Below are 26,942 nucleotides of genomic sequence, written 5' to 3'. Positions count from 1 at the left end.
CGTGACGGTCGCCGTGATCATCGCCCTGCTCGCGACGCTGGTGCACGTGCTCCCGCTGTTCCCCCCGTCGGCGTCCGCGGCGGTGGCCGACCACACGGTGGCAACCTGGAACATGCAGCGAGCGACGCGCAACTGGGAGGTGGCACTACGGCAGTTGCTGCTCCCGGGACGGGAGGCGGTCGCATTGCAGGAGGTGCCGGACTCGATCACCGCACCGACCGGCTACGACCTCTACTCGCCGGATCCGCTGCCGGACCCGACCCCGACGACCTCGCCGACCCCAACTCCCTCGACAACCCCGACGACCCCGCCGCCGCCACAGTACGACCTGGACGACTGTGGTCACTTCGTTCGGTCCGGCGGAAGGCAGGACAACGACTACTACGTGTGCAAGCACGAGTGGAAGGCCAAGAAGCGTCCCCGCACGGGCCCGGACAAGATTTTCATCTACTACCTCAACACCAGCACCCGAGGCACCAACCTCGCGTTCATCACCCCTCTGGATCTGAGCGTCCGCGACGGGCGCGGGCAGGTCGACGTGCTCGGCTGGCGGGACACCTACGACGGGGGTGGCAGGCTTCCGAAACCCATGCTGGGGATCAAGGTCGGTGACACCTGGTTCTACAACGCGCACATGCTCACCGGCGGCGGAGCCGACGCCGTGGAGCAGCTGAAGGCAGTGAGTGCGGCGCGGGCCGGCGAGAAGTGGGCGGTCATGGGCGACTTCAACCGCCGCCCGAGCGAGCTCACGGCGACCGCCACGGCCGTGGGGGCGCGTGTGGTGAAGAGCGGCCAGAATACCCGCCCAGCGAGCCCGCCGGACGGGCGCCAACTGGACTACATGGTCGCGAGTGACCCGCCGGCGGGCGTGGCGGCCGATTACAACGCCTTCGTCCAGGGCTACTTCACGGACGCCTACTCGGACCACCGCCCGGTGGTGTTCCGGCGGGAACCCGTGCAGCGGCGCAAGCCCCAGCGGGACAGCTGCCCACCGGCCGGCGCTCCGGCGCTTCCCGCCCAGCCCGCTGTCGCCCGCGCTGCGCTGATCGCCTCGGCCACCGGGCCGGAGTCCGACGCCACCGACCCGACGCCCGCACCGGCGCCCGAGTCGCCGTCCGCACCAGCGCCCTCCAGCACCGACCCGACGTCCACTCCCACGCCCGACCCGACGTCCGCACCGGCCCCCTCCGGCACCGACCCGGTGCCGCAGCACGGCAGGATCGCCGTGCTGACCGCCGGTTCCGGGAACCTGGTCGCCGACCTCGGCGACGGCAAGTCCGCCCCGGCCGGCGCGGTGCGGGCCGCCGCGCCCAACTGCTCCCCGCAGCAGAGCTGGGCGACCTGGCAGAAGTCGGACGACACCTGGGTGATCGAGACCGGCCTGACCAACGGCGTCACCCCCGAGGGCAAGGGCTCGGTGCTCAGCACCCCCGCCTACGGTGACCAGGTGACGGTCCGCCCGATCGAGAACGACGCGACCGGCAAGCCCGACGGGAGCCCCGGCCAGCGCTGGCGGTTCGTCCCCGACGAGGCGGGCTGGTACCGCGTCCTCGCCGCCGCCGACAGCCGCTGCCTCACCGCGCCGACGGACGGCACCGGTCTGACCGTCGCCACCTGCGACGGGTCCGCCCGGCAGCGGTGGCGGCTGGCCGCCCCGTGCACCGGCCCCGGCCGTGCCGTCCCGGGCTTCCCCGGCATCCCATGGCCGACGGTGTCCGGCCGCCCCGAGCTGACCTGGCCGTCGCTGCCCGGCCATCCGGCGATCCCGTGGCCGGCGGTGCCGGGCTCCCCCGGGATCCCGATGCCCGGCCACCCCGATCTGCCGGAGATCCGCTGGCCCGGCTTCCCGGACCTGCCGAAGACGCCGTGGCCCGCGATCGCCGGGCACCCGGACGCCAGCTGGCCGTCGATCCCGGGCTTCCCGACCGTGCCCTGGCCCGCGATGCCCGGGCACCCGGACATCCCGTGGCCGGTGCTGCCACTGCCCGGCAACGGCAACGACGCGGGCACCGACCTGGTCCCCGGCCTGCCCGCCCCCGCCGACCCGGCGATTCCCGGCCACCCGGAGCTCTCCTGGCCGACCGTCCCCGGGTTCCCGCAGGTGAAGTGGCCCGCGCTGCCGGGCTTCCCGAACATCCCGTGGCCGGGCCACCCCGCCATGCCCACCATCAACCCGCCGACCACTCCGACCACCCCGACCGTCCCGAGGACGCCCTGGCCGGGGCTGCCGGACCGGCCGTCCTGGGGCTGGCCGTCGATCCCGGGCTTCCCGAACGTGCCCTGGCCGTCGCTGCCCGGCCTGCCGGACGTGCCGTGGCCGACCACCTCGGGCTTCCCGAACGACCCGGCCACCGCCGGCGCGCCGCCCGAGGAGCCGCAGAAGCCGATGGACTGCGAGCCGCCGGGCACCGACCAGCCGGCGGTCGACGACGACACCACGCCGGACAACGGCACCGATCCGTCCCACCCCGGCGGTAGTGGGGGTGACCCCGGTGGCCCTGGCGGCCCGTCCTTCCCGTCCCTCCCCGGGATCTTCCTGCCCTTCTTCCCGGTGCTGCCCTCCCTCCCCAGCTGGGGCAGCGGTCCGAGCGGCCCGAGCGGTCCGGCCGGCCCCTGGGACGGCCCGCGGCCGGACCCGACCCAGGGCATCGGCATCACCTCGGCGGCCGACGCCCAGCTGGTGCCGGACGTGCGCGGCGGCGTGCCCGCCGTGGGGACGCCGGTCCAGGCCTGGCAGCCCAACGGGACCGACTCGCAGCGCTGGGCGTTCTGGGACCGCGGTAACGGCAACTGGCTGATCGAGACCCGGCTCACCTACGGCGGCAGCCGCCCCGAGGAGCGGCTGGTGATCGGGCACGACACCGGCACCCACCAGACCGCGCTCCAGGCCGCGGCGACGGACCGGACGAACCAGTTCTGGAGGTTCACCGACGCCGGCAACGGCTGGTCGACCGTGGTGAACGGGGACGGCGGCGGCTGCCTGACCTCCGCCCCCGCCGGACAGCCGCTGACCGTGAACGCCTGCGACGGCTCCGACCGCCAGAAGTGGCGGCTCACCGGTCCGACCGGAAGCGGTGGCGGCGACACCGGTAACGGTGCGGTGCCCGTCTACTCGGCGTTCCCGGGCAAGTGCCTGGACGTCACCGGCGGCAACACCGCCAACCGCACCCCGATCGACCTCTACGACTGCAATGCCACCGCCTCCCAGCGGTGGACCCCGTCCGCGAGCAGCGGCGTGTTCACCCTGAAGGCGTTCGGCAAGTGCCTGGACGTCGCGGGGGGCGCGACCGACCGCGGCACCCGGGTCGGCCTGTACGACTGCAACGCCACGACGGCGCAGAACTGGCAGCAGGGCAACGACAGTTCCCTGGTCAACCCCGCCTCGGGCAAGTGCCTCGACGTGACCGGTGGCAACGCCGTGAACGGCACCGCCCTGCAGATCTGGGACTGCAACGCCACCGACTCCCAGCGCTGGGGCCTGGGCAGCGTCCCGCCCCGGGCGGCGCAGCCGCCGGCGCCCCAGCCGGGCACCGGTCCGGCGGTCGACCCCGGCGTCGGAGCCGGGCAGGTGTCCACCCTCGTCTCGGCGAACAACGGGATGGTGGCGGACCTGGACGGCGCCGGCACCGGCTCGGGCACCTCGATCAAGGCGCTCGGCCCGAACGGCAACGACGCCCAGCGCTGGGCGTTCTGGGACGCGGGCAACGGCCGCTGGATCCTGGAGACCCTGCTCACCGACGGCAGGACGGCCGCCGGTCAGGGCATGGTGATGGACCACGACCCCGGTAACCACCGCACCCACCTCGTCCGCGTCATGGACGGCAACGCCAACCAGCACTGGGCCTTCCGCAGCGCGGGCGGCGGCTGGTACTGGATCACCAGCGACACCGACGGAGGCTGCCTCACCGCCAACAACCCGGGCGAAGCCCTCGCCATCAGCCCCTGCGACGGCAGCGACCGCCAGAAGTGGCGGCTCGGTGACGTCGCCAACGGGCCGAACCCGCCCGGCCAGTCCAACCCCGGCCAGCCCACCCCGAACCCGGCCACCGGACAGGTCGTCAACCCCGGCGTGCGCAACAACCAGGTGGCGACGCTCCGTTCGGCGAACAACGGGATGGTGGCGGACCTGGACGGCGCCGGCACCGGCTCGGGCACCTCGATCAAGGCGCTCGGTGCCAACGGCAACGACGCCCAGCGCTGGGCGTTCTGGGACGCGGGCAACGGCCGCTGGATCCTGGAGACCCTGCTCACCGACGGCAGGACGGCCGCAGGTCAGGGCATGGTGATGGACCACGACCCCGGCAACCACCGCACCCACCTCATCAAGGTGATGGACGGCAACGCCAACCAGCACTGGGCCTTCCACGACGCCAGCGGCGGCTGGTACTGGATCACCAGCGACACCGACGGAGGCTGCCTCACCGCCAACAACCCCGGCGAAGCCCTCGCCATCAGCCCCTGCGACGGCAGTGACCGCCAGAAGTGGCGACTGGACAACCCCTCCCAGGGCCCGAACCCGCCGAACCCGGCGACCGGCCAGATCGTCAACCCCGGCGTCGCCGACAACCGGGTCGCGACCCTGCGCTCGGCCAACAACGGGCTGGTCGCGGACCTCGACGGGGGCGGGACCAACTCCGGTACGTCGATCAAGGCGCTCGGCCCGAACGGCAACGACGCCCAGCGCTGGGCCTTCTGGAGCACCGCAAACGGCCGCTGGATCATCGAGACCCTGCTCACCGACGGCAAGGCCGCCCCGGGCCAGGGCATGGTCATGGACCACGACCCCGGCAACCACCGCACCCACCTCATCAAGGTGATGGACGGCAACGCCAACCAGCACTGGGCCTTCCACGACGCCAGCGGCGGCTGGTACTGGATCACCAGCGACACCGACGGAGGCTGCCTCACCGCCAACAACCCCGGCGAAGCCCTCGCCATCAGCCCCTGCGACGGCAGCGACCGTCAGAAGTGGCGACTGGACAACCCCGCCCAGGGCCCGGCCGCACCGCAGCCCCAACCGCAGCCCCAGCCGGGCGGTTCGTCCGGCGGCTCGCCCGGCGGGCCGGTCCTCCGGCCGAACATCGGCGACAGCCAGGTCGCGACGCTGCGGTCGAACAACAACGGCATGGTCGCCGACCTGGACTCCGGCAACACCAGCTCGGGCACCGCGATCAAGGCGCTCGGCGCCAACGGGAACGCCGCCCAGCGCTGGGCGTTCTGGGACGCGGGCAACGGCCGCTGGATCATCGAGACCCTGCTCACCGACGGCAAGGCCGCCCCGGGCCAGGGCATGGTGATGGACCACAACCCCGGCATCCACCGCACCCACCTGACCCAGAACCAGGCCGGGAACAACAACCAGCGCTGGACCTTCCGCGACGCGGGCGGCGGCTGGTACTGGATCGTCAGCGAGACCGACGGGGGCTGCCTCACCGCCAACAACCCCGGCGAGCAGCTCGGGGTGTGGCGGTGCGACGGCTCCGACAAGCAGCGCTGGCGGCTCGACAACGTCCAGACCGGCCCCACGCCGGGAGCCGGCGGCGGATTCCGCGGCCCGGACTCGCTCCCGCTCCCGCCCCAGGGCGGTGGCCAGCAGTCCGCCGGCTGCGCCCTCCAGCCGCTCTCGGCCGAGCGGCAGGGCCGGTGGATGTGGAAGGACTTCAGCATCTGCCGCGGCCAGACCTTCGAGGACACCGGCAATGCGGACCAGTGGACCGTGCTGAAGATGGAGGACAACGGCGAACTGGCGCTCTACTACACCGAGGTCGACGACCTCGGCCGGCAGCACACGGTGAAGGAGTGGAGCGCGCCGAACAGCGCCGGGTGCGGCATCCGGGCGACCATGCAGACCGACGGCAACTTCGTCGTCTACGGCAACGGCAGGGTCTGCTGGGCCTCCGGCACCAACGGGCACGACAACGCCTGGCTGGAGATCAACCAGGGCGGAGCGCTCACCGTCTGGTGGGTCGACGAGGAGGCGGTCAAGAACGCCGAACGCCTCGCCAGCCGGATGACCAAGAACCTGGCCCAGCTCGGCCTCGGCGAACTGCTCACGCTGGCTGCCATGATTCCCCGCTGGCAATGGGCGGCCGGCAGCCAGCACCGGATCTCCGTCCCCAACTGCGGAAAGCTGAAGTGTTTCTGACCCGGCCGGGGGATTTCCGCGTCCGCTGACCGCGGCCCCCGTCCGCTGACCGCCCCGCGGCGGGCGGCGGACGGGGGCCGAGCCCCAGGTCAGGGCGGATTGTCAGTGCCCCCTCGTAGAGTGGGAACCACGCTGGAGGGGGCGCTGAAAAGGCGCCGGAAGGGCGTCGAAAAGGCGCCCGGAACAGGGGTGGAAGTATGTCCGCGAACAGGATCAAGCACAAGGTCAACCACGTTTCGCTGGTGGTCGACAAGTCCGGCTCGATGCGCCAGCACGAGGCCCAGCTGGTCCGGGTGGTGGACGAGTTCGTGAAGGGCCTCCAGGAGGAGTCCGACCGGCTCGGTCACGAGACCCGCATCAGCCTCTACGCCTTCGACCACGGGGTGCAGAACCTGGTCTGGGACATGGACGTCAAGCACCTGCCGTCCCTGAAGGGCCTCTACGCCGTCAACAACGGTGCGACGGCGCTGATCGAGGCGGCCGTGAAGTCCATCGACGACCTGAAGAACATCTGGGAGGGCTACGGGGAGCACTCCTTCCTCCAGGTCGTCGTCACCGACGGCGAGGAGAACGCCTCCGGCTTCTCGGAGAACGGCGAGATGCACGTCCACATGGCCGGCAGCCGGGGCACCGGCGTGCTGAAGAAGTGGATGGGCCGCATCCAGGGCGCCATGGACGACCTCCCCGAGCACTGGACGTCGGCGATCCTGGTCCCCAACTCCCTGGCCAAGCGCACCGCGCAGGAGTACGGCTTCCCCGCGGGCAACATCGCGATCTGGGACGCGGACTCCACCAAGGGCGTCGAGGAGGCCATCGGCACCGTCAAGTCGGCTGCCACCAGCTTCCTGCGCGGCCGCGAACAGGGCGTGCGCGGCACCCGGAACCTGTTCACCATGGGCCAGGACCTGAGCTCCGCCGACGTGAAGGCCAACCTCGACGCCCTGGACACCGGCAAGTACATCCTGGTCCCGGTCGACCAGGCGCTCCCGATCCGCGAGTTCGTGACCAGCTCCGGCCACCCGTACACGACCGGTTGCGCCTTCTACGAGCTGTCCAAGCGCGAGAAGATCCAGGGCCGCAAGCAGCTCGCCGTGGCCGAGAAGGACCCGGCCACCGGTCGGCTGACCGGCCGGGTCTTCTCGGGCCCGGCGGCCCGTCAGCTGCTCGGCCTGCCGGCCTCGGAGGTCACGGTGAAGCCGGGTGACAACCCGTCCTACACCGTGTTCGTCCAGTCGACCTCCGTCAACCGGAAGTTGGTGCCGGGCACCAAGCTGCTCGTCATGCGGTGACCGGGGCCGGGCGCTCCTGCCCCCGGCGGTCGTCGACGCTCAGCCGGAGCACCAGGCCCACGATCACGACGCCGAGGGCCAGGCTCACCGGGCCGGTGCCCAGGTCGAGCCCGCCACGGTGGGCGTCGACGCCCGCCCAGTCGGCGAAGCACGCGCCCAGCGGACGGGTCAGCACGTAGGCCCACCAGAAGGTGAGCACCGGCGAGGCGCCGAGCAGTCGGTGGGCGAGGGCCGGCACCACGATCATGGCCGCGAACAGCAGGCCGGACGGCAGGTAGCCCCAGCCCAGCGTGGCGGCGGTCAGATCGCCCACCGCCGTACCCAGGGCGAACGTCGCCATGACCGCCGTCCAGTAGAGGACCTCTCGGCGGCCACCGGACACCGACTCCACCGCCAGGGTGCCCTCCAACTGCCGCCAGAGGCCGAACACCACGGCCAGGGCCAGCGCGAAGGCGGCGGCGGAGACGGCGTACGGCACGCCCAGGGCGACGTGCGCGACGTCGGCGGCCATCGTCCCGAACACGCTGACCATCACCACCGCCGTCCAGTACACGGCCGGCACGTACCGGCGGGCGCGGGCCTGCGCCGCCAGCGCGACGGCCAGCAGCAGGCCGGCCGACGCGACCGCCGGAACCGGGCCCAGCACCCGGGCGAGGTAGTCGGAGGTGGTCTCGCCCATGCCGGTGGTGAGGATCTTGACGACCCAGAACACCGCCGTCACCTGCGGGACCTTGCTCCGGAACGGCCCGGCGGACCCGGCCTGGCCGCGATGGATCCCCTGCGGGGTGGTGGTGGCGCTCATGACGACGGTGTTCCCTTCCCCATCGCGCGGCTCAGCCGCCCAGCACGGTGTTGCCGGTGACGGTGCCGTTGGTGCCGTCCACCGTCACCAGGTGCCGGACACCGTCGGGGCCGACGACCACGGCCTGCCAGGCCCGGCCGCCGCCCTGCTCGGTGGCCGGGGAGAGCGACTCCACCTTGCCGCCGGACACCGCCGCCGCGGCCTTCGCCACCGCGTCGGCCGCGTCGGTGGACGGCAGCGGCGCCGGTGCCTGGCGGCCGGCGCCGCGCCCGCCCTCACCGTCGGCCCAGCCGCCGCGCTCGCCGTCACCGTCCGACCAGCCGCCGTGCCCGCCGTGGCCACCGGGCCCGCCGTGCTCGCCGTGCTCGCCGTGCTCGCCGCGGTGACCCTTGCCGCCGTGCTCGCCGCCGCCGTAACCGTGGTCGGCGGCCGCGGCCTCCCGGCGGTCGCCGTGCCGCTCGACCCCGTGGTGCACCGCCACCGCCGCGCCACCGGCCACCACGACCGCCGCCGCACCGGCCGCGACCCAGCGCACCGGGCGCCCGCGCAGCCACCGCCGCGCACCGCGCACCTTGCCGACGGACTCCGTCTCCGGCTGGTCCAGCGGCTGCTCGAACTCCATGGGCTCGCTCACTGCGCCCACCCCTGCTTCCCGAACCGGTCCGGGCCCCGTGCCCGGATCTTGCTGCGGGCCAGCATGTCGGGCCCTTGCTGAAGATCAGCTGAAGAGCTGAAGAGGCCTTCAGCTTCCGCCCGCGGCGACCTGCCACCCTGGAGGCATGCGCGTACTGGTAGTAGAGGACGAGCGCCGGCTGGCCCTGGCCCTGCAACACGGCCTGACCAGCGAGGGCTTCACCGTCGACGTGGTGCACGACGGCCTGTCCGGCCTCGCCCGGGCCACCGACCACGCCTACGACGTGATCGTCCTCGACATCATGCTGCCGGGCCTCAACGGCTACCGGGTCTGCTCCCGGCTGCGCGCCAGCGGCAGTGACGTCGGCATCCTCATGCTCACCGCCAAGGACGGCGAATGGGACGAGGCCGAGGCGCTGGACACCGGCGCCGACGACTACCTGTCCAAGCCCTTCTCCTTCGTCGTCCTGGTCGCCCGCCTCAACGCCCTCGCCCGTCGCATCGGCAGCCGGGCCCCGCGCCGCACCGTCCTGGGCGACCTCGTCGTCGACTCCGCCGCCCGCACCTGCACCCGCGCCGGCACCACCGTCCCGCTCACCCCCCGCGAGTTCGCGCTGCTGGACCACCTCGCCCGCCGGGCCGGCGAAGCCGTCTCGAAGCGGGAGATCCTCGACCAGGTCTGGGACAGCGGCCCCGACAGCGACCCCAACACCGTCGAGGTCCACATCAGCGCGCTGCGACGCAAGATCGACACCCCGTTCGGGCGCGCCGCGGTCCAGACCGTCCGCGGGGCCGGCTACCGGCTGGCGGCCGACGGTGGCTGAACCGACCCCTGAGCCGACTGGGCTCACCCCTGGACCGCCCCCTGGACCGACCCCGCCGCGCACCCTGCGCCGCCGGGCCCGAGCCGTCCTCCACCGGGCCACCCGGCACCCCCGGGTCGCCCCCCTGATCCACCGGCTCGCACCGCGCTCGGTCCGCTCCCGCACCACGCTCGCCGCCTGCGTCAGCGTCGCCGTCGTGCTCCTCGCCGCCTCCGCCGCCGTCCTGCTGCTGCTCCACGTCAACCTGGAACGCACCGTGGAGACCGGGGTCCGCGAGCAGGCCCGGGCGGTCGCCCGGCTCGCCGCCGACGGCCGCCTCACCCCACAGCTGCCCCTCGAGCACGGCACCGACTTCATCCAGGTCGTCGACGCCTCCGGGCGGGTCGTCGCCGCCAGCGGCAACCTCGCCGGCCAACCCCCGATCGCGCCCATCCGCACCGAGGACGGCCACAACACCTACAACGTGCACGCGCTCGGCGCCGAACACCACCAACGCGTCACCACCGTCACCGCCAGCACCCCCACCGGGCCGGTCACCATCCACGTCGGCGCCTCGCTCCGCACCGCCGACGCCGCCCAGGGCCTCACCACCGCGGCCCTCGCCGCCCTCAGCGGGCTCCTGCTGCTCACCACGGCCGTCCTCACCTGGCGCGCCACCGGGCGGGCGCTGCGCCCCGTCGAGGCGATCCGCGCCGAGGTGGCCGCCATCGGCGACCGCGACCTCGCCCGGCGCGTCCCCGAACCCCGCAGCGACGACGAGATCGCCCGCCTCGCCCACACCATGAACGCCATGCTCGAACGCCTCGAAGCCGCCGGCACCCGCCAGCGCCGCTTCATCGCCGACGCCTCGCACGAACTGCGCAGCCCGCTGACCGTCCTGCGCACCCAACTGGAGGTCGCCCTGGCCGTCCCCGACCCGGACGTCCGCACCGACCTCGTCGCCGGCGCCCTCCAGGACACCGAGCGCCTCCAGGCCCTCGCCACCGACCTCCTGCTGCTCGCCCGCCTCGACGCCACCGGCCAGGACCGCCCCGGCCGGCAGCAGGTCGACCTCGCCGAACTCGTCGACACCACCGTCCGCGCCCGGGGCCCGCAGCCGCACCCCGCCACCTTGCGGGTGGCGCCCGGCATCGTCGTCCCCGGCAACCCCCAGTGGCTCGGCCGGCTCCTGACCAACCTGCTCGACAACGCCCAACGCCACGCCCGCCACGACGTCACCGTCCGGCTGCACCGGGACGACGCCACCGGCGAGGCCGTCCTCGACATCTGCAACGACGGCCCGCGCATCCCCCCGGCCGATCGCGAGCGGATCTTCGAACGGTTCACCCGCCTCGACGACGCCCGCAGCCGCGACGACGGCGGCACCGGCCTCGGCCTGCCCATCGCCCGCGACATCGCCACCATTCACGGCGGCACCCTCACCGTCCTCGACCCGCCCGGCCCCACCACCTTCCGGACCCGGCTCCCGATCAGCACCGGACCGTGACGGCGGGGACGGCGCCGCGCCGCCCGGCGGGTCGGGGGGGTGGCACCGGCTGGACTCCAGGCCGTCGGCGTTCCAACCGAACCGGGACGGCACCGCGCCGCCCGGCAGGTCACTGCGGGGCCGGGCGCTGCGGGGTCTCGGCGGCGGAGAGCCGCAGCTGGCGCAGCTGCTCGGGGGTGGGGCACCAGCTGGATTCCAGGCCGTCGGCGTTCCAGTCGGCGAGCCGGGCGCCGGCCTCGTAGGCGCTCTGGAGGAAGGCAAGCAGCGTGGTCGCCGGGGCGTCGGCCGTGCGGACGGTCTCGTACGGCAGGACGGCCAGCAGGCCGGCGCCGGACTCCGTCCAGGTGCCGGCGGCCAGCGGCTGGTCGCCCAGCCCGGCGGGGGCCGGGGCGGTGTAGGAGTAGTAGGCGGCGTCGCCGAGCTTGTCGTCGCCGGGCCAGAACCCGAACGAGATGACCTCGTGGGTGTACGCCTCCCGGGTGACGTGGTCGGCGTCCAGCAGCGGTGCCGGGCGGCCCGAGAAGCGGGTGACGGCGAGGTCGAGGCTGTGCCAGAAGAGGTGCACCGGGCTGGTCTTTCCGTTGAACCAGCCGTTGAACTCCTCGAACACCGCATCCGACCAGTCGAGGATCCGGCCGAAGCGCCGGACGGCGTCCCGGTCCCAGGAGGCGTGCTCCCGGTCCAGCGGGAACGGCGTGGTCATCGGCACCCCGTACGGCTCCTCCCTGATCGCGACGTCCACGCCCAGTCCGCCCAGCGCCTGGTGGAGGCCTGCGTCGAAGTCGGCCACGGCGAGCCCGTCGCCGAGCCCGAACGACGCCGTCCGGCCGTCGGCGGTCCGGACGACCACGGCGTGGTCGACGAGGTCGAGGGTGATCTCGAACGTCGTGTCCCGGTGGTGCAGCCGCCGCGTGGTGAGGCCGCGGACGTCGACGTACAGCGGTACGTTCCACCAGTGGTTGCGCGGCGCGGTCGTCGCCAGCCGGATCTTGCCGAGGATCTGGCAGTACAGGTGCAGGGTGTCCTTGGTGGGCCGCCAGGCGGCCAGCGGCAGCTCCGGCAGGCTCACCTCCGGCGGGGTCGTGTCCGGCCGGGTCGTGTCCGGCCGGGTCATGACGACGCGATCCGGAACGCGACGCCGTCCAGGTAGCACCAGCTCCAGTCCTCCCCCGGTTCGGCGGACCGGGCGATCGGGTGGTCCACGGTTCGGGCGTGGGCGGAGGCGTGGCGGTTGGGCGAGCTGTCGCAGCAGCCGATGCGGCCGCAGGACTGGCACATCCGCAGGTGGACCCAGGTGCCGCCGATGGCGAGGCAGTCCTCGCAGCCGTCGATCACGTCGGGTAGCCGGGTCAGCTCGATGCGGTCGGTGTGCGTGCAGATGACATCCATCCTCGATGTCACCTCCTCGGGCGTGGCGGTGGGCGTCCCTTCCAGTGTTCTCCCGGTCGGCTCTCTTCGCTCCGGCCCGGACCGCCCGGTCCCCTGTGCACGGCCTCGACGGTCCGCGCCCCGGGCTCGGAACCGGGGCACCGGGGCGCGGACGTCAGTGCGACGCGGAGGTCAGGGGGAGGTCAACGGCCTTGGAGGGACTTGACGTTGTCGCCGAAGGTCCAGCCCTTGGAGCCGTCCCAGTTGATCGACCACGTCATCAGCCCCTTCAGCGAGCCGCCGAACGCGTGCCACGACTGGCCGACCGGGCCCGGCTCCAGGTACCCGCCGCCCGCGCCGGGCTGGGCCGGGAGGCCGGGCACCTGCTTGTCGTAGGGCACCTTGACGGTGGTGCCCTGGATGGTGAGGCCGTTGTTCAGGCAGGTGGTCTGCACGGTGAAGCCCTGCACGGTGCCGGCCTGGTAGGAGTCGCCGGAGCAGCCGTACATGCTGCCGTTGTAGTACTGCATGTTCAGCCACCACAGTTGCCCGTTGTCGGCGTACTTCTTGATGATCGGCAGGTAGGCGCCCCAGATCGACCCGTAGGTGACGCTTCCGCCGGTCACGTACGCGGTTTCGGGGGCCATCGTCAGACCGAAGCCCGCGGGCATCTTCGCCAGGACGCCGTCGATGATGCGGATCAGGTTGGCCTGGGAGGCGGACAGCGTGTTGATGTCGCCGCTCCCGGACAGGCCGGTCTCGATGTCGATGTCGATCCCGTCGAAGTTGTACTTCTTGAGGATCGGGACGACGGTCGCCACGAACCGGTCGGCGACGGTGCTGGAGCTCAGGTCGATGCCGGCGGTGGCACCGCCGATCGACATCAGGATTGTCGCCCCGGCCGCCTTGGCCTGGCACATCTCGGCGGGGGTCGCGACCTTGACGTTGGCGTCCATGCCGTCCTGCCACTGGACGGTGCCGTCCGAGAGGATCACCGGGAAGGCGGCGTTGATGACGTTGTAGCCGTGCGCCGCGATCCGGCTGTCCGTGACGGGGACCCAGCCCATGCCGGGGTGTACGCCGTTCGCGGCGCCGTCCCAGTTCTCCCAGTACCCCTGGAGGACCTTGCCCGAGGGCTTGGGCTTCGTGGGGCAGGTGTCACCCGGCGGAGCCGTGGTCGGCGGGACGGTGGTGGGCGGGACGGTGGTCGGCGGCACGGTGGTCGGCGGCACGGTCGTGGGCGGAGCGGTGGTCGGCGGTGCGGTCGTCGGCGTGGGGCTGCTGCCGCCGGGGCCGGTGAGCGAGACGTCGTCCGCGTAGTACGTGGGCTGCCCGTACCACCCGTGCAGGTAGACGGTCACCGAGGTGGTGTTCGGCCCGGTGGTGAAGCCGACGCTGAGCTGGCCGTACGACGAGTTGTTCGGCGTCCAGGTGGACGGGGCGCCGGTGAGGCCGGTGCCGGTGGCGCCCAGGTAGACGTAGCTGCCCTGGACGTAGGCGCTCAGCGTGTACGCGGAGTTGGGCTGCACGCTGACGGTCTGGGTGCACTGGGCGTCGTCCTGGCCGCTCGGCGTGGCCTGGAGTGCGGAAGCGCCGGAGTGGACCGGGCTGCTGACGGTCGTTCCGGAGCCGTTGGAGCAGCTCCAGCTGGAGAGTCCGTTCTCGAATCCGGGGTTGGCCACCAGGTTGGTGGTGGCCGCCCCGGCCGCCCCCGCCGTGACGGAGCCGGCCACGGTGAGGCCGGCCCCGACGACGGCGGCGGCGCTCACCCCGGCGAGGAGTTGTCGCAGGACGGTCGGTCGGTGCTCGGCGCGGCTGGTCCGGTTCACCTGCGACGCACGCGACAGGCGTGGCGTACGCGGCCTCCGATGGAACATGCTTGCTCCCTTCCCGCCGGGCGTCATGGACATGACCGATGCGTGGGGGTGTGACGCCCGGCTCTGGGTGAGGTGGGGACATGTGGGGCTGTGCCGGACCGGATCGTAGGAGGGGTGGCAGGGCCCGTCAATAGGTCTGGACCAATTGCGAGGGAGCGCGGGCCCGGGCGTCGCCGTCCGAGCGGCTCAGGGGCGGCGGAGGGCCTCGGTGAGGAGGGTGGCCGCCTCGACCACGGCCTTGGAGAGGTGGGCGCCGGCATGGCGGGTGAGGCGCTCGATCGGGCCGGAGACGGAGACGGCGGCCACCACCCGGTTCGCCGGACCGCGGACCGGCGCGGAGACGGAGATGACGCCGGGCTCGCGTTCACCCGCGGACTGGGCCCAGCCCCGGCGCCGGACGCCGCTGAGGGCGGTCGCGGTGAAGTGCGCGCCCTGGAGACCGCGGTGGAGGCGCTCGGGCTCCTCCCAGGCGAGCAGGACCTGCGCGGCCGAGCCGGCCTTCATCGGGAGGGTGACCCCGACCGGGACGGTGTCGCGCAGGCCGGAGAGCCGCTCGGCGGCGGCCACGCAGATGCGGACCTCGCCCTGTCGGCGATAGAGCTGGGCGCTCTCGCCGGTGACGTCGCGCAGCTGGGTGAGGACCGGGCCGGCGGCGGCCAGCAGGCGGTCCTCGCCGGCGGCCGCCGAGAGCTCGGTGAGCCGGGGGCCGAGGACGAACCGGCCCTGGAGGTCCCGGCCGACCAGCCGATGGTGTTCCAGGGCGACGGCGAGCCGGTGGGCGGTGGGCCGTGCCAGGCCGGTGGCGGCGACGAGTCCGCCCAGGCTGGTGGGCCCGGCCTCCAGGGTGCCGAGGATCGAGGTGACCTTGTCGAGCACGCCGACGCCGCTCGTGTTCTCCATGGATGGGTACTCCAGTCTCGAACCCCGTGAGCGGCAGGTGGGTCCTGCTCACGGGGGCTCCCCGCGGGGAGCGGGGGGTGGTCAGCGAGGACGGGCCGGAGAAGTCGGCCGATTGCCTGCGCCGGGCACGAGACGGGTACGCGGAAGGGCCGGGGCGGGAAGCGCCCGGGCGAAGGACAGCACAGAGAGCACCGTGTCTCCTCATCTTTCCCGCGCCACGTTGGCGACAGGCCGGAGTTGGCACTGATCCCGGGCGGCGCGGCGCGTACTTCGGACGCCGAGTCGACCGGGGAGTTGCCGGGGCTTCGTAGGGCCGGTCCCTCCACCCCTCTGGATGATTCGCGAGGAACCATACAAGATTCCGCGGCCGCCCCGTCAAATGACCGGTCACATTACGTCGCGATGACCGATGCCGGTCGCGGTGCCGCCCGCCTACCGTCGACGACGTAACCGACACACCAGAAATGAGCACCCGCTTGCTGTTCCGCCGCACCACCGCATCCGACCTCGACCGCGTCATCGCCGTGACGGTCGACGAACCCGTCGGCTGGATCCCCGCCGACCGCTACCTCGACGAGCTGAAGGAGGGCATGTACCGACCCGAGTGGACCTGGATCGCCGAGGACGGCGGCCGGATCGTGGCCCGCGCCCTGTGGTGGGGCCAGGCGTCCAGCGCACACCCGGTCGCGCTGGACTGCCTGCACGTCGACCCGACGGTCGCCGACCGTACGGCGGTCGCCGCCGAGCTGCTCACCGCAGGCCTGCGGGCCTTCACCGCGCAGGGCGCCGCCAAGCTCCCGCTGTACAACGTGACACTGCCGAACGGCTGGCGCGAGGACCGGGCCGTCGTCGACGCCCTGACCTGGCGGCAGGACGCCGCGCTGACGGCCGGGCTCACCGACCGGGTGGAACGGCTCCGCCTGGAGTGGACCCCCGACGCCGGGCTGCCGGCCTCCAGCGGCCGCCTCACCTTCACCGAGGGCACCGACGACGAATTCCTCGACGTCTTCCGGCGGATCGCGGTGGGCAGCCTGGACGGCGAGACCCGCCGGAACGTGGCGACCATGGGCGCCGAGGCGGCCGCCCGCGAGGAGGTGGACTTCTACCTCGGCTGCCCGGGCGAGCGCTCGTGGTGGCGCCTGGCCCGCACGCCGGACGGGCGGGTCGCCGGGCTGGCCCTGCCCTCGGCGACGCCGTACAACCGCAACGTCGGCTACCTCGGCGTCGTCCCCGAGCTGCGCGGACAGGGGTACGTCGACGACATCCTGGCCGAGATCACCCGGGTCCAGGTGGCGGCGGGCGCCGAGCTGATCACGGCCACCACGGACACCGACAACGCCCCGATGGCCGCCGCCTTCGCCCGGGCCGGCTACCGGACCGCCCAGACCCGGATGATCTACTCGGTGCCGGAGGCCGCGGACGCCTGAGCCCGCGGGCGCGGACGCGGCGCAGGGGCCGGCCTCATGAGGCCAGCAGGGCGGCGAGTTCGGTGCGGGAGCTGACGCCCAGTTTGGGGAACGCGCGGTAGAGGTGGTGCCCGACCGTACGGGGGCTCAGGAAGAGCTGCGCGGCGATCTCCCGGTTGCTCGCACCGGCCGCCGCCAGCCGCACGACCTCGCGTTCCTGCGGGCTCAGCAGACTGATCGGACCGTCCCGACGGACCGTCAACCCCGCCTCCCCGCCCGCCGCGGCCAGCTCCGCCCGGGCGCGCCCGGCCCAGGGCCCGGCGTCGAGCCGCTCGAAGGCCTCCAGCGCGGCCCGCAGGTGCTCCCGGGCGTCGAGCCGGCGCCGCAGCCGGCGCAGCCACTCCCCGTAGAGCAGCGCGGTGCGGGCCCGGTCGTACCCGCTGCCGCCCTCGTGCAGGGCCAGCGCCGCGACGAAGTGCTCCTCGGCCGCATCGTCGGGGCCGGTCAGCGCCCGGCAGCGGTGGGCCAGGGCGGCGAGGGCGGGCTGCCCCAGGGCGGCGGCCCACTCGCCGAGCAGCCGGGTCGGCTCCGCCGCCCGCTCCGGGCGGCCGGCCCGCCCCGCCGCCTCGACGAGGTCCGGCAGCAGCGGCAGGCAGAACAGTGGGTGGGCCGCCGCGCGGCGCGCCGACTCCAGGGATTCCAGCGCCGACTCCGCCCGGCCGAGGCCGAGTTCGAGCAGGCCCAGGGCCCATTCGGCGTCCGCGGCGGCCCGGCCCACCCCGCGCGGTCGGGCGTACCCGAGGGCTTCGCCGGCCCGGGCCCGGGCCTGCTCCTGCTGCCCTCGCACGGCGGCCGGCATCGCCAGGGCGGCGCGCAGGTGGGCCGCCCGGTGGTCCAGGTCGTGCTCCTCGGCGAGCCGGAGTCCCTCGGCGGCGTGCGCGGACGCCTCGTCATGGCGGCCGAGCGCCAGTTCCGCCCGGGCGAGCAGGTGCAGCGTGGTGGGCAGCCAGCCGCTGACGCCCTGGTCGCGGCAGTGGGCGACCGCGCGCACGGCCGCCTCCCGCGCGGCCGCGTGGTCGCCGGTCAGCTGGTGGTAGATCCCGGCCATCAGCCGGTCCATCACCCCGCTCGCCGGGTCGCCGTCGCCCCCGGCCGCGGCTGCGCCGCCCGCCACGAGCGCGCGCAGCGCGTCGAGCGCGCCCGGCACGTCCCCGCCGAACAGCCGGGCCGGGACGGCCAGGACCGGCCGGTCCGGGGCGCGGGCGGCGATCTCCTCGATCAGCGCGGCGTCGCCTGCGGAGTACGCCGCGTGGACGGCGTCGGCGAGCAGCGAGGTCGTGGTGTCCGGGGAGTTGGCGCCGGTCCGGTCCGCGCCGTCGAGCAGCAGCCGGGCGGCCGTCTCCGGCCTGCGGTAGCCCAGTTCGACCACGGCCTGGGCGCGGGCGAGGCTCGCCGCCAGCTCCGGATCGGCCGTCGGCTGCGGCACCTGGCCGGCCAGCGCGGCGCACCGCTCGTCCTGCCCGCCGTCGGCCGCCCGCTGCGCGGCCCGGACCAGGCGGCGGGCCCGTAGCAGCGGGTCGGCGGTGAGCTGGGCGGCACGCTCGTAGGCGGCGGAGGCCGACGCCATCGCCTGCCGGTTCCCGGCCCACTCGGCGACCCGTTCCAGCTCCTCGGCGACGGTCTCGTCCGGGCCCGTCGAGGCGGCGGCGAGGTGCCAGGCCCGCCGGTGCGCCTGGCCGGTGGCGCCGAGGGTCTCCGCCAGCGCCCGGTGCGCGGCGATGCGCCGGGCGAGCGGGGCGCCCCGGTAGGCGGCGTAGCGCACCAGCGGGTGCCGGAACCGCACCGCCGCGCCGGACAGCAGCACGAGGCCCGCGCGCTCGGCGGGTTCCAGGTCCTCGACCGTCGCGTCGAGCGACTGCGCCGCCCGCAGCACCACGCCCAGGTCCCCGGTGTCGTCGGCGGCGGCCACCAGCAGCACCGCCCGGGCGGCCTCGGGGAGCCGCCGGATCTGCGCCAGGAAGCCCTCCTGGATCCGGCTCGGCAGCCCAGCGGCGGTCTCGGGCAGGGCCAACGGGCCCATCCGCCCGGCGCGTTGGGCCGGGGTGAGGGCGGCCGACAGCTCGATCAGGGCCAGCGGGTTGCCGCGTGCCTCCTCGATGACCCGGTCCGCGACGTACGGCGGCAGGCCCGGCAGCAGTTCGGCGGCGGCAGCGCGGTCGAGCCCCTCGACGAGCAGCGGGGGAATCCCCTGCACGGCCGCGCCGGGGGCGCCGTCGCGCACCGCGAAGAGCATCACGACGCCCTCGGCCCGCAGCCGGCGGGCGGCGAAGGTCAGCATGTCCACCGACGGCTGGTCGAGCCACTGCGCGTCGTCGACCAGGCAGAGCAGCGGGCCGTCGGCGGCGGCCTCCGACAGCATGGTGAGGACCGCGAGGCCGACGGTGAAGCGGTCCCGCACGCCGTCGCCGCTCAGCCCGAAGACCGCCCGCATGGCCACGGCCTGTGGCTCCGGCAGGGCGTCGACGAGGTCCAGTACGGGCAGGAACAGCTGGTGGAGGCCGCCGAAGGCGAGCTCCATCTCCGACTCGATGCCCTCGACGCGCAGGACGCGCGCGCCCTGCGCCCGCTCGGCGGCGTGGTCGAGCAGCGCCGTCTTGCCGATCCCGGCCTCGCCGTGCAGCAGCAGGGCGCCGCTCGCACCCTGCCGGGCGTCGGCGAGCAGCTGCTCGATCCGGTCCCGCTCCGCGTTCCGCCCCCGCACGATGCGCGCCCCCGTCCCCGTGTTCCGATCGTCCCGGCCGCGCCCGCCGGGGTCGTACCGGCGGGCGGGTCCGGGCCATCATCGCAGGTCGGAGCGCGTCCGTGCGGTGCGGTCAGGCGCTGTCGAGGGCTTCGCCGATCTTGGCGGCCATGGCGGCCATGGCGGGGCTCCGGCCGTTGCGGGTCTCCAGCGCGGCGTCGACGGCGACCTGGATGACGGAGCGGAAGTTCTCGGCCTCCCGGGGGTCGATGTCCCGGAGCAGGGCGACGGAGGCCGCGAGGGCGGGGAGGACCTGGTCGGCCATGTCGGCGGTCGACTTCCCGAGCTTCATGCCCTTGGGCTTCTCCGCGAGGACGCGGCCGACCAGCCCGGTGGCGGAGGACAGGCTCTTGCCGCCGGCCAGGCCGGCCCTGGCGGCGGAGAACGCGCCGGGGTCGGCGGCCGCCATCAGGCTGACGACACCGTGGGCCGCGGTCTGGATGGTCAGCTTCTCGTGCACGGTCAGCTTCTCGCCGCGGGTCGTGCCGGCCCCGGCGGCGGCCCGTCCGGGGCCGGCGGCGGTCAGCCGGCCGGTCGCCTCGCGCTGGAGGACGGCGGACGAACCGAGGAAGTCCACGATGGCGGCGAGTTCGGCGTCGCTGTAGCGCTGGCAGAGCCCGTTGAGCGCGCTCATCCAGTCCTCGAAGTGCGGGGCCAGGGCCTCGGTGGGGCCTTCGGCCGCCTCGATGAGGACGCTCCTGCCGTCGGAGGGGTTCGGCACGCGGCGGGCGAAGCCCTTGCGCTGGAGGCGGTCGACCAGCCCGGTGACCGAGGCCGGGGCCAGCCCGGAGTGCTCGCCGAGCTCGCGCGCGGTCAGCGGGCCGAAGCGCTGGAGCAGGTCGATGGCCTTCTCCTCGGTGACGCTCAGGCCGTGCAGCTGGGCGAGGGCGGTGTGGAACATGACCGCGGCCGTGCTGAGCTCCCGGCCGGCCGCGTACAGCCGGGCCATCAGCTCGCCGCGTGGGGGCTGGTCGGTGGAGGTCATGGACTCAGACTAGCAAACTGTTTCGTCGCGCCGAAGCAGTTGCTATGCTTCTTTCGTCCGAACGAAATAGTTTGGCACGCCGCCCCCTGGGGGGCTGACGCCGTCGTTCCCTCGCAGAGATCGAAGAAGCCCATGCCCCAGCACCCCGCACCCGCACCCGCCCCGGTCCAGCGCCGCGCGCTGGCGATGCTCATCCTGATCTTCGCGTCCTTCATGGACCTGCTGGACAGCACGATCGTCAACGTCGGCCTGCCCGCCATCCAGAAGGACATCCACGCGACGCCCGGCCAGCTCGAATGGGTCGTCGGCGGCTACACCCTCGCCTTCGCCGTCGTCCTGATCACCGGCGGGCGCCTGGGCGACATCGTCGGCCGCAAGACCATGTTCCTCACCGGCGTGGCCGGCTTCACCGCCTCCTCGCTGGCCGCCTGCCTCGCCCACGACGGCGACCTCCTGGTCGTGGCCCGCGTCGTCCAGGGCGCGTTCGCCGCCCTGATGGTCCCCCAGGTCCTCGCCTCGGTGCAGGCCCTCTACAAGCCGAAGGAACGCGCCGCCGTCCTCGGCATCATCGGGGCCGTCTCCGGCATGGCCGCCGTCGCCGGCCCGCTCCTCGGCGGCTGGCTGGTCTCCGCCGACGCCTTCGGCATCGGCTGGCGCAGCATCTTCGTCATCAACATCCCGATCGGCCTCGCCCTGCTCGCCGCCGCCCTCCGCTGGGTGCCCAACACCCGCTCCAGCCGCCCGCTGCGGCTGGACCTCCCCGGCCTGCTGCTCGCCTCCGCCGGCCTGTTCCTGCTCGTCTTCCCGCTGGTCGAGGGCCGCGAGGCGGGCTGGCCCGGCTGGATCTGGGCCATGCTCGCCGCCTCCCCGCTCGTGCTCGCCGTGTTCGTGGTCAACCAGCGGCGGCGCATGCGCCGCGACCACTCGCCGCTCGCCCCGATGCACCTGTTCGCCGACCGGGGCTTCGCCTCCGGCAGCATCGTCCAGCTCTGCTTCTCCGGCGCGCTGGCGGGCTTCTTCCTGATCCTCGCCCTCTACCTCCAGATCGGCCTGCACTTCTCCGCCATCGCCTCCGGGCTGACGCTGCTGCCCTTCACCGCGGGCGCCTTCGTCGGCTCCGGCGTCTCCGTGCCGCTGGCCCAGAAGGCCGGCAAGCCGCTGGTGATCGTCGGCGCGCTGATGCAGGCCGGCGGCATCGCCTGGGTCCGCGGCATCGTCGACAGCCACGGCGCGGGCCTGTCGGGCTGGGACCTGCTGTGGCCGCTCGCACTGGCCGGGCTCGGCCTCGGCTTCCTCGTCGTCCCGCTGGTCGACCTGGCCCTGGCCACCGTGGACGTGCGCGAGGCCGGCGCCGCCGCCGGCGTCTACAGCACCTTCCAGCAGTTCGGCGCCGCCCTGGGCGTCGCGGTCACCGGCGTGGTGTTCTTCGGCAAGACCCACAACGGCTACGACCCCACCGTCATGAGGACCGCCCTGCTGGCGGGCGCGCTGGTCTGCGTCGCCGGCTACCTGCTGGCCGCCCTCGCCGCCCTGCTGCTGCCCGCCAGCCGCCTGGCCCAGCACGAAGCCCCCGACGAGGCCCCCGACCAGGAGGAGGCCGGCGACCTGCTGGCCAACGCCCGCTGACCACACCGGCAGCAGTCCGCGCGCCGCCCCGGCACCAGGGGGCCGGCGCGCGGAACGCGTCCGGACCGGGCCGCGGCCGACTTCGGCCGGCGCTCCGGTCAGAGGCTCGCGAGCAGGTCGTGCAGGGGAGCGGGGACCTGCGCGGAGTCGAGGGCCTCGGCCAGCAGACGGCCGTAGCGAATCTTGCGGCCCTTCTTCGTCCCGAGGAAGCGCCGCAGCCGGTGCGCCGCGGGCCGGCCCCGGTGGGCGGGCTGGCGCCCGAAGGTCTGCCAGGCCGGGAGGTCGCCCTCGGCCTCGACGACCTCCTCGACCCGGGCCACGCCCAGGGCGCGGATGAGTTCGTCCTCCAGGTCCGACACGCACACGAAGAAGCCCCGGCGCGGCGCGCCCGCCCGTTCCAGGGCGCGGTCGCAGTAGCCCTGCTCGCGCTCGTCGCACAGCCCGGCGAGGCGCAGACCCAGCCCCGGCGGCCCGAGCAGCTCGGCGTAGCGGCCGACACTCATCGCGCCGCCCATGGGGACGACGCACACCCCTTCGGCGGACAGGTCCCGCCCGTGGCGCGTGGCCAGCGCCTCCACGGCCGCGAGGTCGCTCAGCCCCTCCACCAGCACCGCGGTGCGCACCTCCAGCCGCCCGGCCAGCTCACCCGCCGGCCCCTCGGGGCCGCCCGCCGCCCAGCCGACGACCGTGTCCCGGAACTCCCGCATCTCCGCCATGGAGCGATCCTGCTCCTGCCCGGGCCGCAACGGCACGCCATTTTCGCTCCCGGGAACGCCGGGACCCGGCGCCGACCGGCACCGGGTCCAGCTGCGGACGGATCGTCAGAACTCCTTTCCGAACAGCACCGGCTCGCCGTGGCCGGGCCGGGGGGTCGGCACGTCCGCGGGGAGCACGGTGGTCCCGGTGGCGCCGAGCAGGATGCCCAGGGCGTTGTCCAGCGGGCCGATCGCGGCGAGGCCGCCGGTGCGCTCGGCGAAGGAGGCGGCGGCTTCCGCCTTGGGCCGCATCGAACCGTCGGGCAGGTCCAGCGCGCGCAGCCCCGCGGGGGTGGCGGTGAGCAGCGGGCGGGGGCGTGAGGTGCCGAAGCCGGTGAACACGTGGGTGACGTCGGTGAGGATCAACAGGGCGTCGGCGTCGAGCTGTTCGGCGAGCAGGGCCGCGGTGCGGTCCTTGTCGACGACGGCCTCGACCCCGTGGACCAGCCCCGTGACGGTGTCGCGGGTGACGGGCACTCCCCCGCCCCCGGCGGCGATCACCACGGTGCCGGCGGCCAGCAGGGTGCGCAGGGCCGGGACCTCGGTGACGGCCACCGGTCGGGGCGAGGGGACGGTGCGGCGCAGCCGGGTGCCGTCCTTGGCGGTGGTCCAGCCGTGTTCGGCCGCCATCCGGCGGGCCTGGGCCTCGTCGAGCGCGCCGCCGATGAACTTGTCGGGCCGCTGGAAGGCCGGGTCGTGGGGGTCGACCTCGGTGTGGGTGAGGACGGCGGCCACCGCCCGCCCGGGCAGTCGGCCCATCAGTTCGCGGGCGAGGAGGGTGCCGATCATGCCCTGGGTCTGGGCGCCGAGGACGTCCAGCGGGTACGGCGCGCTCAGGGCCGGGTCCGCCTCGCTCTCGGCCGCGAGCAGGCCGACCTGCGGGCCGTTGCCGTGGGTGATCACCAGCTCGTGCCCGGCCTCGACGAGTTCGGCGAGCGAGCGGGCGGCCTGGTGGACGTGCTTCGACTGCACGGCTGCGTCCGGGTGTTCGCCCCGCTGGAGCAGGGCGTTCCCGCCGATGGCGGCGACGATGCGCATGATCAGTCCTTTCCGAGGGTGGCTGGCGGGCGGTGTTGTTGCCGGCGACGACCAGTGCGGTCGCGGCGGGCGGTGCGTTCCTCGCCGTCCGCTGCGGAAGATCCTCCGGCCGCGGCCCGCTCCGGCGCAGGGGCCGACGGTCCCTCGTTCCGGCGCCAGGCGTCCCGGGCCCCGCACCCACCGGTCCCGGGAGCAGCCGGGACCGGGCCCGGGACCTTCGGCCGGAAGCGGGTCCCATTGGTCGGATCCCCCGGCGCCCCGCACCAGGAAGCCTTGAGGAAACGGCGCGAACGGCACCCGCCGACGCCCGAGTTCGGACGATGATCCGGAAAGGTGGTCCAGCATGGCCCGAAGCCCGCAGCACCAGTCCAGGCCGACTCCGGCGAGCAGCAGTCCCCCCGGCCGGCCGGGCGCCGTCGACCTCCTGGTGGGCAACGCGCTCGAGGCCCTGGCGGAGTACGCCTCCTTCTCCCAGGAGCAGGTCGACCACATCGTCAAGAAGGCCTCGCTCGCCGCGCTGGCCCGGCACACCGCGCTCGCGGTGCTGGCGGTGGAGGAGACCGGGCGCGGGGTCTTCGAGGACAAGGCGGTCAAGAACGTCTTCGCCTGCGAGAACGTCACCCACGTGATGGCCCGGACGAAGACCGTCGGGGTGGTGCACCGGGACGAGATCGACGGCATCGTGGAGATCGCCGAACCGGTCGGCGTGGTCGCGGGCGTCACCCCGGTGACCAACCCCACCTCGACCACGATCTTCAAGTCCCTGCTGGCGCTCAAGACCCGCAACCCGATCGTCTTCGCCTTCCACCCCGCGGCCCAGCGCTGCTCGGTCGAGGCGGCCCGGATCGTGCGGGACGCCGCGGTGGCGGCCGGTGCCCCGGCGCACTGCATCCAGTGGATCGCGGAGCCGTCGATGGACGCCACGCACGCCCTGATGCAGCACCCGGACGTCGCCACGATCCTGGCCACCGGCGGCAACACGATGGTCCGGGCGGCGTACTCCTGCGGCAAGCCGGCGCTGGGCGTCGGCGCCGGCAACGTCCCCGCGTACGTCGAGCGGAGCGCGGACCTCAAGCGGGCGGTGAACGACATCGTGCTGTCGAAGTCCTTCGACAACGGGATGATCTGCGCCTCCGAACAGGCCGTCGTGCTGGACGCGGAGATCCGCGACGCCGCGCTCGCCGAGTTCCGCACGCTGAAGGCGTACCACGCGGGGCCGCGGGAGAAGGAGCTGCTGGAGCGGTACCTGTTCGGGACCGGCGAGGGCGAGGCCTGCGCGGGCGGCCGGCTGAACGCGGCCGCGGTCGGCCGCACGGCGGCGCAGGTCGCCGAGGCGGCGGGCTTCGCGGTGCCGGCCGACACCTCGGTGATCCTCGTCGACTGCTCCCGGGTCGGGCCGGCCGAGCCGCTGACCCGCGAGAAGCTGTGCCCGGTGCTGGCCGTCCTGACCGCGGGGACGCGCCGGGAGGGCGTCGAACTGGCCGCCGCGATGGTGGAGTTCGACGGCCTCGGGCACTCCGCCGCGGTGCACACCGAGGACGCGGCGTTCGTCGAGGAGTTCGGGCACGCGGTCAAGGCCTGCCGGATCATCTGGAACGCACCCAGCTCGCAGGGCGGCATCGGCGACGTCTACAACGCCTTCACGCCCTCGCTGACCCTCGGCTGCGGCAGCTACGGGCACAACTCGGTGTCCGGGAACGTCTCGGCGTTGAACCTCGTCAACATCAAGCGGATCGGGCGGCGCAACACCAACATGCAGTGGTTCAAGGTCCCGCCGAAGATCTACTTCGAGCGCAACTCGGTCACGTACCTGGCGAGCATGCCCCGGGCGCGCCGGATCGTGGTCGTCACCGACCACACCATGGTGCGGATCGGCCACCTGGAGCGGATCAGGAACGTCCTGGACCGGCGCCGGGAACCGGTCGAGGTGCGTGTCGTCGACTTCGTCGAGCCCAATCCGAGCATCGACACGGTGCGCCGGGGCGCGGAACTGATGCGGGAGTTCGAGCCGGACACCATCATCGCGCTCGGCGGTGGCTCGCCGATGGACGCGGCCAAGGTGATGTGGCTGCTGTACGAGCACCCGGACGTCGAGTTCGCCGACCTCAAGGAGAAGTTCTTCGACATCCGCAAGCGCGCCTTCACCTTCCCCGACCTGGGCGAACGCGCGAAGCTGGTGTGCATCCCGACGACCTCGGGCACCGGCAGCGAGGTCACCCCGTTCGCCGTGATCACCGACTCGGAGACCGGCCAGAAGTACCCGCTCGCGGACTACGCGCTGACCCCGAGCGTGGCCATCGTCGACCCGGCGCTCACCACCGCCCTGCCGGGGGACGTCACCGCGGACACCGGCTTCGACGCGCTCACCCACTGCATCGAGACCTACGTGTCCGTCTACGCCAACGACTTCACCGACGGGCTGGCCCTCCAGGGGATCAAGCTGATCTTCGAGCACCTGGAGCGCGCGGTGCTGAACGGCCCCGACGACCCGGTCGCCCGGGAGCGGATGCACAACGCCGGCACGATCGCCGGCATGGCCTTCGGCTCCGCCTTCCTCGGTGCCGTGCACGCCATGGCCCACACCCTCGGGGCCACCTTCCACGTCGCCCACGGCCGCACCAACGCCCTGCTGCTGCCGCACGTGATCCGCTGGAACGGCTCCGCACCGGCCAAGGTCACCGGCTGGCCCAAGTACCAGCACTACGCCGCCCCGGAGCGCTACCAGGCCGTCGCCCGGATGCTCGGCCTGCCGGCCGCCACCCCCGAGCAGGGCGTCGAGGCCCTCGCCGCCGCGGTCGAGGAACTGCGGGACAAGGTCGGCATCCCGCGCTCCTTCAAGGCGGCCGGCGTGGACGAGGCCGCCTTCCTGGCGGCGCTGCCCCAGCAGGCGATGAACGCCTACGAGGACCAGTGCGCACCGGCCAACCCCCGGATGCCGATGGTCGCCGACCTGCAACGACTGATGCGCCAGGCCTACTACGGCGACCGGGACTGAGAGCGGAGACTCC

At 73.9% G+C, this 26,942-nt stretch carries 17 protein-coding genes and 1 riboswitch; of the genes, 7 read left to right on the top strand and 10 right to left on the bottom strand.

Annotation, left to right across the window (positions count from 1 at the left end; all coding sequences use genetic code 11):
* Position 1: 1 nt before the first annotated feature.
* Positions 2-6,145 carry an RICIN domain-containing protein gene (locus ABTY15_RS23700; protein WP_350598029.1) on the top strand — a complete coding sequence of 2,048 codons (6,144 nt, stop codon included), beginning with the start codon at positions 2-4 and terminating at the stop codon, positions 6,143-6,145.
* A gap of 197 nt (positions 6,146-6,342) precedes the next feature.
* The gene (locus tag ABTY15_RS23695; protein WP_350598025.1) at positions 6,343-7,434 is read left to right on the top strand and encodes a vWA domain-containing protein; all 1,092 of its coding nucleotides are present in this window, start codon (positions 6,343-6,345) and stop codon (positions 7,432-7,434) included.
* Here ABTY15_RS23695 and ABTY15_RS23690 read toward each other — a convergent pair.
* Entirely contained in the window at positions 7,424-8,236 is an 813-nt protein-coding gene (locus ABTY15_RS23690) for a COG4705 family protein (protein WP_350598019.1), read from the bottom strand. The genes ABTY15_RS23695 and ABTY15_RS23690 overlap by 11 nt on opposite strands.
* A 31-nt stretch (positions 8,237-8,267) precedes the next feature.
* The gene (locus ABTY15_RS23685; protein ID WP_350598014.1) at positions 8,268-8,870 is read right to left on the bottom strand and encodes a hypothetical protein; all 603 of its coding nucleotides are present in this window, start codon (positions 8,868-8,870) and stop codon (positions 8,268-8,270) included.
* 145 nt (positions 8,871-9,015) lie between these two features.
* On the opposite strand from ABTY15_RS23685, the gene ABTY15_RS23680 reads away from it, so the two are divergent.
* Positions 9,016-9,693: a response regulator transcription factor gene (locus ABTY15_RS23680; protein WP_350598007.1), complete on the top strand. Its 678-nt coding sequence runs from the start codon at positions 9,016-9,018 to the stop codon at positions 9,691-9,693.
* Complete coding sequence (locus ABTY15_RS23675; RefSeq protein WP_350598003.1) at positions 9,686-11,179, top strand: ATP-binding protein; 1,494 nt, start codon at positions 9,686-9,688, stop codon at positions 11,177-11,179. Before ABTY15_RS23680 ends, ABTY15_RS23675 begins: the two co-directional genes overlap by 8 nt.
* 109 nt (positions 11,180-11,288) lie before the next feature.
* Here ABTY15_RS23675 and ABTY15_RS23670 read toward each other — a convergent pair whose 3' ends face one another.
* From ABTY15_RS23670 to ABTY15_RS23650, 4 genes are all read right to left on the bottom strand, one after another.
* Entirely contained in the window at positions 11,289-12,293 is a 1,005-nt protein-coding gene (locus ABTY15_RS23670; RefSeq protein WP_350597999.1) for a DUF5996 family protein, read from the bottom strand.
* Entirely contained in the window at positions 12,290-12,568 is a 279-nt protein-coding gene (locus ABTY15_RS23665; protein ID WP_350597994.1) for a UBP-type zinc finger domain-containing protein, read from the bottom strand. The genes ABTY15_RS23670 and ABTY15_RS23665 overlap by 4 nt, the downstream gene beginning before the upstream one ends.
* 182 nt (positions 12,569-12,750) lie before the next feature.
* Complete coding sequence (locus tag ABTY15_RS39820) at positions 12,751-14,424, bottom strand: carbohydrate binding domain-containing protein (protein WP_502893570.1); 1,674 nt, start codon at positions 14,422-14,424, stop codon at positions 12,751-12,753.
* 186 nt (positions 14,425-14,610) lie between these two features.
* Positions 14,611-15,324: an IclR family transcriptional regulator gene (locus ABTY15_RS23650; protein WP_350597987.1), complete on the bottom strand. Its 714-nt coding sequence runs from the start codon at positions 15,322-15,324 to the stop codon at positions 14,611-14,613.
* A 198-nt stretch (positions 15,325-15,522) separates the two neighbouring features.
* Positions 15,523-15,665, bottom strand: a riboswitch (SAM riboswitch).
* Between the two features lie 123 nt (positions 15,666-15,788).
* On the opposite strand from ABTY15_RS23650, the gene ABTY15_RS23645 reads away from it, so the two are divergent.
* Positions 15,789-16,751: a GNAT family N-acetyltransferase gene (locus tag ABTY15_RS23645; protein ID WP_350597983.1), complete on the top strand. Its 963-nt coding sequence runs from the start codon at positions 15,789-15,791 to the stop codon at positions 16,749-16,751.
* Positions 16,752-16,785: 34 nt separating this feature from the next.
* Here the strand turns inward: ABTY15_RS23645 and ABTY15_RS23640 are convergent, their stop codons facing one another.
* Positions 16,786-19,491 (bottom strand): ATP-binding protein, encoded by a 2,706-nt coding sequence (locus ABTY15_RS23640; protein ID WP_350597978.1) that lies wholly within the window; start codon positions 19,489-19,491, stop codon positions 16,786-16,788.
* A 112-nt stretch (positions 19,492-19,603) separates the two neighbouring features.
* Positions 19,604-20,515, bottom strand: coding sequence for a MarR family winged helix-turn-helix transcriptional regulator (locus ABTY15_RS23635; RefSeq protein WP_350597973.1), 912 nt, complete (start codon positions 20,513-20,515; stop codon positions 19,604-19,606).
* A 132-nt stretch (positions 20,516-20,647) separates the two neighbouring features.
* Between ABTY15_RS23635 and ABTY15_RS23630 the strand changes: the two genes are divergently transcribed.
* Positions 20,648-22,141 (top strand): MFS transporter, encoded by a 1,494-nt coding sequence (locus ABTY15_RS23630; protein WP_350597965.1) that lies wholly within the window; start codon positions 20,648-20,650, stop codon positions 22,139-22,141.
* 98 nt (positions 22,142-22,239) lie between these two features.
* Here ABTY15_RS23630 and ABTY15_RS23625 read toward each other — a convergent pair whose 3' ends face one another.
* Both ABTY15_RS23625 and ABTY15_RS23620 read right to left on the bottom strand, forming a co-directional pair.
* A complete protein-coding gene (locus ABTY15_RS23625) occupies positions 22,240-22,857 on the bottom strand; it encodes a TOPRIM nucleotidyl transferase/hydrolase domain-containing protein (RefSeq protein WP_350597960.1) in 618 nt (205 codons plus the stop codon).
* Between the two features lie 105 nt (positions 22,858-22,962).
* Positions 22,963-23,934, bottom strand: a complete 972-nt coding sequence (locus ABTY15_RS23620) for a carbamate kinase (RefSeq protein ID WP_350597953.1) — start codon at positions 23,932-23,934, stop codon at positions 22,963-22,965.
* A 343-nt stretch (positions 23,935-24,277) separates the two neighbouring features.
* Between ABTY15_RS23620 and adhE the strand changes: the two genes are divergently transcribed.
* Complete coding sequence (gene adhE / locus ABTY15_RS23615) at positions 24,278-26,929, top strand: bifunctional acetaldehyde-CoA/alcohol dehydrogenase (protein WP_350597945.1); 2,652 nt, start codon at positions 24,278-24,280, stop codon at positions 26,927-26,929.
* Positions 26,930-26,942 lie beyond the last annotated feature (13 nt).

It is taken from the genome of Kitasatospora sp. NPDC097643 (genome assembly GCF_040302625.1).
GTDB lineage: Bacteria > Actinomycetota > Actinomycetes > Streptomycetales > Streptomycetaceae > Kitasatospora.
The sequence above is the reverse complement of the archived record's forward strand: the minus strand, read 5'-3'. Positions and strand labels throughout refer to the sequence as shown.

Bases quoted from the DNA above. Each gene is read 5' to 3' on its own strand.
- ABTY15_RS23630 (WP_350597965.1), top strand. From the start codon at position 20,648: ATGCCCCAGCACCCCGCACCCGCACCCGCCCCGGTCCAGCGCCGCGCG.
- ABTY15_RS23635 (WP_350597973.1), bottom strand. From the start codon at position 20,515: ATGACCTCCACCGACCAGCCCCCACGCGGCGAGCTGATGGCCCGGCTG.
- ABTY15_RS23645 (WP_350597983.1), top strand. From the start codon at position 15,789: ATGAGCACCCGCTTGCTGTTCCGCCGCACCACCGCATCCGACCTCGAC.
- adhE (WP_350597945.1), top strand. From the start codon at position 24,278: ATGGCCCGAAGCCCGCAGCACCAGTCCAGGCCGACTCCGGCGAGCAGC.
- ABTY15_RS23665 (WP_350597994.1), bottom strand. From the start codon at position 12,568: ATGGATGTCATCTGCACGCACACCGACCGCATCGAGCTGACCCGGCTA.
- ABTY15_RS23625 (WP_350597960.1), bottom strand. From the start codon at position 22,857: ATGGCGGAGATGCGGGAGTTCCGGGACACGGTCGTCGGCTGGGCGGCG.
- ABTY15_RS23620 (WP_350597953.1), bottom strand. From the start codon at position 23,934: ATGCGCATCGTCGCCGCCATCGGCGGGAACGCCCTGCTCCAGCGGGGC.
- ABTY15_RS23670 (WP_350597999.1), bottom strand. From the start codon at position 12,293: ATGACCCGGCCGGACACGACCCGGCCGGACACGACCCCGCCGGAGGTG.
- ABTY15_RS23695 (WP_350598025.1), top strand. From the start codon at position 6,343: ATGTCCGCGAACAGGATCAAGCACAAGGTCAACCACGTTTCGCTGGTG.
- ABTY15_RS23650 (WP_350597987.1), bottom strand. From the start codon at position 15,324: ATGGAGAACACGAGCGGCGTCGGCGTGCTCGACAAGGTCACCTCGATC.
- ABTY15_RS23690 (WP_350598019.1), bottom strand. From the start codon at position 8,236: ATGAGCGCCACCACCACCCCGCAGGGGATCCATCGCGGCCAGGCCGGG.
- ABTY15_RS39820 (WP_502893570.1), bottom strand. From the start codon at position 14,424: ATGTTCCATCGGAGGCCGCGTACGCCACGCCTGTCGCGTGCGTCGCAG.
- ABTY15_RS23680 (WP_350598007.1), top strand. From the start codon at position 9,016: ATGCGCGTACTGGTAGTAGAGGACGAGCGCCGGCTGGCCCTGGCCCTG.